Below are 7,463 nucleotides of genomic sequence, written 5' to 3' on the forward strand. Positions count from 1 at the left end.
GGGTAGCGGCAATGGCGATGCGGCTGCCGTCCGCGCGTTCGAGATAACCGGTATCGCCCGGTTGGCCGCCCGAAGTGGCGTAGAAGATCGTCCGGTCGAGGATGATGCCGCCGCGATCGTTGACGGCAACGATCTTCGCATCCGCCGTGCGCAGATAGGCGTCGTCGCGAAACAGGGCATCCGTCCTGTTTGCCATCACGCGACCTTTTCGAACGGCACCGAAATTGTGCTCTTCAGCTCCATCCAGCCTGGCACCGGCAGTTGCTTCTCGCGCAGGAATTCCGGGTTGAACAGTTTTGACTGATAGCGCGTGCCGTAGTCACAAAGAATGGTCACGATGGTGTGGCCGGGACCCAATTCCCTGGCCAGGCGGATCGCGCCGGCAATGTTGATGCCGGTCGAGCCACCGACGCAAAGCCCCTCTTCCTGGATCAGGTCGAAGACGATCGGCAGCGCATCCTCATCGGGGATCTGGAAGGAAAAGTCCGGCGTGAACCCTTCGAGATTGGCGGTGATGCGCCCCTGCCCGATGCCTTCGGTGATCGAGCTGCCTTCGGACTTCAGCTCGCCGCTGGTGTAGAAGGAGTAGAGCGCGGCCCCCAGAGGGTCGGCCAGCGCGATCTTCACATCCTTGCTTTTCGCCTTCAGCCCAAAGGCGACGCCGGCCAGCGTGCCGCCGGAACCGACCGCCGAGACAAAGCCATCGACCTTGCCCCCGGTCTGGCTCCAGATTTCCTCCGCTGTGGTGCGGATATGGCCGTCACGGTTGGCAACATTGTCGAACTGGTTGGCCCAGATGGCGCCGTTCGGCTCGGTCCGCGCCAGTTGCTCGGCCAGCCGCCCCGACAGTTTCACATAATTGTTGGGGTTCTTGTAGGGCACGGCAGGCACTTCGATCAGTTCGGCACCGAGCAGCTTGATCGTGTCCTTCTTCTCCTGGCTCTGTGTGTCGGGAATGACGATGACGGTGCGATAGCCGAGCGCCTTGGCGACCAGCGTCAGCCCGATGCCGGTGTTGCCCGCCGTTCCCTCGACGACGACACCGCCGGGTCTCAGCAGCCCACGCTGCTCGGCATCGCGGATGATGAACAGGCCGGCGCGATCCTTGACCGACTGGCCCGGATTCATGAATTCGGCCTTGCCCAGGATCTCGCAACCGGTTTGTTCCGAAGCTTTGTTGAGGCGGATCAAAGGCGTGTTGCCGATCGCGTCGATCACAGAACGGGGCATTCAGGATTCCTTGTGTAGGTGCGCCGAAACCCTAGAAACCCGAAGCTGCAGTTTCAAGGCAAGAATTTGTCTGGTCCAGTCGCATTTGCGGTACTGTAGTTGCGTCAGCGCTTCCCGAAACCGACCTCTTGCGCCACAGCTCATTTTCCGGCTGACGTTGAAAAGCAGCTTTTCATTCGATTTCTTCATCGCTAGAGCAAAGCACCAACAAGTCGACAGGGCGCAGCATGACACTCTACCGGGCCAACCCGAAGCACGGCGTCGCCTGGATCACGGGCGGATCGAGCGGCATCGGCCGTGCCCTGGCCAGGGATCTTGCTTCCCAGGGCTATGCCGTCGCGGTGACGGCGCTCGACGACGATCCGATCGACACGCTTGTCGTCGAGACCGCGCAGATGCCGGGCAGCGTCACGGCCTTTCCCTGCGACGTCACCGACGAGCCGCGCATGGCAAGGACCGTCGCTGCGATCGAGAAGGAGCTCGGTCCCATCGTGCTCGCCATCTTCAATGCTGGGAATTACATTTCGACGCCGGGGGAGAATCTTGTCGTCAACGACTTTCGCCGGTCCTTCGAGGTCAATTATTTCGGCATCATCAACGGTCTCGTGCCCGCGGTCGAACGCATGCGTGTGCGGGCGCGCGGCCATGTCGTGCTGGTCGGCTCCGTGACGTCCTATTTCGGCTGGCCGACAACGGCCGCCTATGGCGGCACCAAGGCGGCCATCAACATCCTGGCCGAGTCGCTGAAGTATGATTTCGACAAGATGAACGTGCGTATCCAGGTGTTCAATCCTGGCTTCATCGACACCCCGCTGACTGAGAAGAACATGCTGCCGATGCCGGGACTGATGCCGGTCAGCCGTGCGTCGCGCCGCATGGCGCGGGGCATCAAATCGGGCGGCTTCGAAGTCCATTTCCCGCGCCGGACAAGCTGGCCGCTGAAACTGCTCGCCCTGCTGCCGAGGCCGCTGTGCAGAGGGTTTATCAGCCTGATGACCAGTTGGAAGGCGCGGCCTCTGCATTACGACCGCAAGCCGCCGATCGAATAGGACGCCTGCGAAATTGGCAGGCTCCCCGTTTTCGGGCCGCCGTCGCCATGGTTGAGACAAGTGCCGCGTGGAGTCTGCGATGGGGCGACGATCGTGCTTGCTGTGCTGGGCCTTATTGCCGTTCTCGCACTGGCCTTCGTGTTCGGCCCGCGCGTTCGCGTCGACACCACGATCCGTTTCGATCCCTCGCTCATCGGCGACGATCCGCAGGCCTATGTGGCAAAGGCGGAAGCCGCCATCCCCGGAATCCGAGACGGGCTGGAGAAGGAGATCGTCTGGGCCGATCCGTTGGTGCATGCCAGGACCCCGCTATCGATCGTCTACATCCACGGCTTTTCCGCATCGAAGGGCGAGGTCCGCCCGCTGCCTGACGAAGTGGCGGAACAGCTTGACGCCAATCTCTTCTACACACGGCTTACCGGTCATGGGCAGGATGGCGCGGCGATGACGCAAGGCAGCATCAATGCCTGGATCAACGACTATGAGGAGGCGCTCGCCATCGGCCGGGCGATCGGCGACAAGGTGATCGTCATCTCGACTTCGACCGGCGGCTCGCTGGCGGTCTGGGCGGCAACGCAGCCCGGTGCGTCGGACGGGGTGGCGGCGATTGCGTTCATCTCCCCGAACTTCGGGGTCAAGACTTCGGGCGCCGGGATCCTGACCATGCCGTGGGGCAAACAAATCGCCAGGCTGGTCGCCGGCAAGGAACATAGCTTCGTGCCGCGCAACGCGCTGAATGAAAAATTCTGGACCACCCGCTATCCGATCGAAGCAACCTTGCCGATGCAGGCGCTGACCGAGCTTGCCTATGGCGCGCCGGTGGAGAAGGCGACCGTCCCTGCTTTGTTCATCTTTTCTGATTCGGACAAAGTGGTGCGGGCCGACCGCAGCCGCGAGATTGCCGGGCGCTGGGGCGCGCCGCATGAACTGGTTCCGGTCGACGACACTGGCGACCCGGACAATCACGTCATTGCCGGCGACGCACTGTCGCCATCGACCACGGCGTTTCTGGCGCAAAGGATCGCCGTCTGGATCGAAGCGGTGGTGAAGTAGGCCGACGAAAAAGGGCGACCGAAGCATCGCTTCGGCCGCCCTTTTCTTGTTTCGTCTCGGCAATCAGCCAGCCGAAGCTTGACTGACTACAGCGCGGTCTGGCTTACGCGGCCCGCGCAGCCGGACGCTTACCGCCGAAGCGGCGCTTGTTGTTGCCCTTGAAGGCCGGCTTGGCGCCGTCCGGCTTGCGCTCGCCGGCGAAGGCCGGCTTGTCGCCGAAGCGCTTCTTGCCAAAGCCGTTGCCCTTGTTCTCGCCACCGGGCCGCCTGCCGTCGCGACGGCCATTGCGGTCGTTGCGGTCATTGGCCGGCTCGAAACGCTCGTTCTTTTCAGCCGGATTGCGCAGCGGATCGGGGCTGCCGAGATGGTCGGCAACGATCGGCAGCTTGGTGCGGATGATGCGCTCGACCTGGCGCAGCTTGCTGTTCTCGGAAGGATCGCAAAGCGTGATCGCGATGCCGTCCATGCCGTTGCGGCCGGTACGGCCGATGCGGTGGACGTAGCTCTCGGCTTCATCCGGCAGATCGAAATTCACGACATGGCTGATGCCGGGTACGTCGATGCCGCGCGCCGCGATGTCGGTCGCCACCAGAATGCGCACCGAGCCGTCGCGGAAATCGTTCAGCGCTTTCTGGCGGGCGTTCTGCGACTTGTTGCCGTGAATGACGGCGGCCTTGAAGCCATCGCGCTCGAGGTCCTTGGTCACCCTGTCGGCACCATGCTTGGTGCGCGAGAAGATGATGACGGACTTCATCGCCTCATCGGCGAGCATCGTCGACAGCACCTGGCGCTTCTGCTTGGTGCGGGCAAAGACGACGCCTTGCACGATCTCGGCCGCTGCCGTGCTTTGCGGCGCGACTTCGACGCGGATCGGGTTCTTCAGCAGGCCCTTGGCCAATTCGGCGATTTCATTGGGCATGGTCGCCGAGAACAGCACCGTCTGACGATCGGGCGCGGTCGCCTTGGCGATGCGCTTGACGTCGTTGATGAAGCCCATGTCGAGCATGCGGTCGCCCTCGTCGAGCACCAGCCATTTGGTGTCGGCAAGTATGAGGTCGCCCTCACGCACCAGGTCGGTCAACCGGCCGGGCGTTGCGATCAGGATATCGACGCCGGGCGCAACCTTCTTCACCTGGCTGAAGCGCGAGACGCCGCCAAGCACGAGCGCGGTCGAGACATGCGCGCCCTTGGCGAGGATCTTGATCGTATCCTCGATCTGCACGGCGAGTTCGCGCGTCGGCGCCAGGATAAGCGCACGCGCCGTCTTCGGCCGGCGCTTGGTGCCGAGTGCGATGATCTTCGACAGGATCGGCAGAGCGAAGGCCGCGGTCTTGCCGGAGCCGGTCTGGGCGATGCCGAAAATGTCACGGCCTTCCATCTGCGGCGGGATAGCCTGCGCCTGGATAGGCTTCGGCTCGGTGAAGCCGGCGTTGTGGGTGGCCTTGAGCAGCGCGCCCGTAATACCCAGTGCCGCGAAACCGGTGAGTTCCGCAGTGTTGCTACCGGGCAAAGTGTTTTCGTTGGTCAAAATAATCTTCTTTCACGCGGCTTCTGGCCGCAAACATCGATGGCGGCAGGGCGCAACCTGCCGTCGAACAAATTTTCATGAAACGACAAGGCGGGCGGACGGGTTCGTCCACTCGGCTGCGCTGTCGTGCCCGCAGGCATCATGCCACGGGGCTTTTTCGCCGCTTTGTGATTTACCGGAAAAAGGGCCGATATACCGGAAAGAGGGAAAACAGACGCAACCAGTCTCATTCGTCGAGAAGGCCGGATAAGTCCCGGCCCAAGCGCCTATGCCGCCGCATATGGCCCAGTTCGCCACCAAATGCAAGGGGGCTCATGTTGCAGCGCAGCAAAATCGACGGAGCAAGCGGCGCTTGCGCTCGCTTGCCGGCACGATTACCACGAAATGCCGCTGGCTTGGGAGGTAATCGATGAAGGACGTGCTGAAGGAACTCGAGCGCCGCCGCGAGATCGCCCGCATGGGCGGCGGCCAAGCGCGCATCGACGCCCAGCACAAGAAGGGCAAGCTCACCGCGCGCGAACGCATCGAGGTGTTTCTCGACGAGGGCTCGTTCGAGGAGTTCGACATGTATGTCGAGCACCGCTCGACCGATTTCGGTATGGAAAAGACCAAGATCGCGGGCGACGGCGTCGTTACCGGCTGGGGCACCGTCAACGGCCGCCCGGTCTACCTCTTCGCCAAGGATTTCACCGTGTTCGGCGGCTCGCTGTCGGAAGCGCATGCCGAGAAGGTCATCAAGGTGCAGGAGATGGCGCTGCGCAACCGGGCGCCGATCATCGGCCTCTACGATGCCGGCGGCGCGCGCATCCAGGAAGGCGTGGCAGCACTCGGCGGCTATGCCGAGATCTTTCAGCGCAACGTGCTGGCCTCAGGCGTCATCCCGCAGATTTCCGTGATCATGGGACCGTGCGCCGGCGGCGACGTCTATTCGCCTGCCATGACCGATTTCATCTTCATGGTGCGCGACACCTCCTACATGTTCGTCACCGGGCCGGATGTGGTGAAGACCGTGACCAACGAGACGGTGACCGCCGAGAGTCTCGGCGGCGCCTCCGTCCACACAACGAAATCGTCGATCGCCGACGGAGCCTATGACAATGACGTCGAGGCGCTGCTGCAGATGCGCCGGCTGGTCGACCTGCTGCCGGCTTCCAACACATCGGAGCTTCCCGAGATCGAATGCTACCAGTCGGTCACCGACCATGATTTGTCGCTCGACCGGCTGGTCCCCGACAACGCCAACAAGCCCTACGACATCAAGGAGCTGATCCTGAAGGTCGCCGACGAAGGCGACTTCTTCGAGATCCAGCAGAATTTCGCGAAAAACATCGTCACCGGCTTTGGACGCGTCGAGGGCCGCACGGTGGGCTTCGTCGCCAACCAGCCGATGGTGCTGGCCGGCGTGCTCGATTCCGATGCCAGCCGCAAGGCGGCGCGCTTCGTGCGCTTCTGCGACTGTTTTTCGATCCCGATCGTCACCTTCGTCGATGTCCCCGGCTTCCTGCCCGGCACAGCGCAGGAGTATGGCGGGCTGATCAAGCATGGCGCGAAACTGCTGTTCGCCTATGCCGAGGCCACTGTGCCGAAGATCACCGTCATCACCCGCAAAGCCTATGGCGGCGCCTATGACGTGATGGCCTCAAAACATCTGCGCGGCGACATGAATTATGCCTGGCCAACGGCGCAGATCGCGGTGATGGGCGCCAGAGGCGCGGTCGAGATCATCTACCGCAAGGACATCGGTGACGCCGAAAAGATCGCAGCTCATACAAAGGCTTACGAGGATCGCTTCCTGTCACCCTTCGTCGCCGCCGAGCGCGGCTATGTCGATGAGGTGATCATGCCGCATTCGACCCGCCGCCGCATCGCCCGGGCGCTGCGCATGCTGCGCAACAAGGACATGCAGAACCCCTGGAAGAAGCACGACAACATCCCGCTGTGAGGCGCCGGCAACTCACTCCTCTTCCGCCGCCCCGAACTCCGCTCCCATCGTGGCACGGACAGGGCTGCCCCATGGCGTTGCGTGGTTGTCGATGCGCATCTGGAAGATGAAATAGGTCGGCGAGCAGAAGCCGATGCCTTTCACTTTGCCGATGCCCGGCGTGTCCGGCGGCAGCGACTGGCACATATAGTCCTCGCGGCAGAAATGATCGGCCGAACAGGCCGGCCGGTTGCCGCGATTGACGGCGCCGCCAAGGCATTGGTCGAAATTGTTGGTGGCCACGCAGATGTCAAATTTCTTGCCGCCGACCAGCCCGCAGATCTCGTTCGGCATCGGCTTGCCGGCCTTGAAAGCCGCGAAGACACGGTCCTTGTCGTTGCAACCGCGATAAGCGATCCCGCCAGGCACGCCGATCTTCGGTGGCCGGCAGGTATAGGCGGTGCGCGAAACGTCAGGAGCGAAGGCCGCGAACTGGCCTGATATGCTGTAGCGGTCGTTGAAAGGCTGCTCCGCATTGCTGGCGATCGAGCCGGTCAGACAAGGATGCCCGGAAAACATGTCAGCGCTGTCCTTTGGCAGCAGGCACTGCGCCAGTTTGGTGCGCACGCCCGAAGCAGTGGCCAGCGGCGTGCAGACGGTGCCGCCGCCGCATTGCCAGTTT

At 62.8% G+C, this 7,463-nt stretch carries 6 protein-coding genes and 1 pseudogene; 3 read left to right on the forward strand and 4 right to left on the reverse strand.

Going from position 1 to position 7,463, the window contains the following annotated elements; all coding sequences use genetic code 11:
- A partial coding sequence (locus tag EN925_RS15505; protein ID WP_245487227.1) for an alanine--tRNA ligase-related protein occupies positions 1-196 on the reverse strand: 196 nt, incomplete at its 3' end.
- Positions 196-1,230: a cysteine synthase A gene (locus EN925_RS15510; RefSeq protein ID WP_064994176.1), complete on the reverse strand. Its 1,035-nt coding sequence runs from the start codon at positions 1,228-1,230 to the stop codon at positions 196-198. The genes EN925_RS15510 and EN925_RS15505, both read right to left, overlap by 1 nt.
- A gap of 227 nt (positions 1,231-1,457) precedes the next feature.
- Between EN925_RS15510 and EN925_RS15515 the strand changes: the two genes are divergently transcribed.
- On the forward strand, positions 1,458-2,279 hold the full coding sequence (locus EN925_RS15515; RefSeq protein WP_024505081.1) for an SDR family oxidoreductase: 822 nt from the start codon (positions 1,458-1,460) through the stop codon (positions 2,277-2,279).
- 90 nt (positions 2,280-2,369) lie between these two features.
- A complete protein-coding gene (locus EN925_RS15520; RefSeq protein WP_127369298.1) occupies positions 2,370-3,332 on the forward strand; it encodes an alpha/beta fold hydrolase in 963 nt (320 codons plus the stop codon).
- A 103-nt stretch (positions 3,333-3,435) separates the two neighbouring features.
- Here the strand turns inward: EN925_RS15520 and EN925_RS15525 are convergent, their stop codons facing one another.
- A complete protein-coding gene (locus EN925_RS15525) occupies positions 3,436-4,860 on the reverse strand; it encodes a DEAD/DEAH box helicase (protein WP_127385355.1) in 1,425 nt (474 codons plus the stop codon).
- Positions 4,861-5,269: 409 nt separating this feature from the next.
- Between EN925_RS15525 and EN925_RS15530 the strand changes: the two genes are divergently transcribed.
- The gene (locus EN925_RS15530) at positions 5,270-6,802 is read left to right on the forward strand and encodes an acyl-CoA carboxylase subunit beta (RefSeq protein WP_127385356.1); all 1,533 of its coding nucleotides are present in this window, start codon (positions 5,270-5,272) and stop codon (positions 6,800-6,802) included.
- 12 nt (positions 6,803-6,814) lie between these two features.
- On the opposite strand, the pseudogene EN925_RS15535 reads toward EN925_RS15530, so the two are convergent.
- Positions 6,815-7,463 (reverse strand): annotated as a pseudogene (locus EN925_RS15535) (hypothetical protein); the annotation flags it as partial.

Origin of the sequence: Mesorhizobium sp. M7A.F.Ca.US.006.04.2.1, assembly GCF_004022915.1 — a bacterium.
Taxonomy (GTDB): Bacteria; Pseudomonadota; Alphaproteobacteria; order Rhizobiales; family Rhizobiaceae; genus Mesorhizobium; species Mesorhizobium ciceri.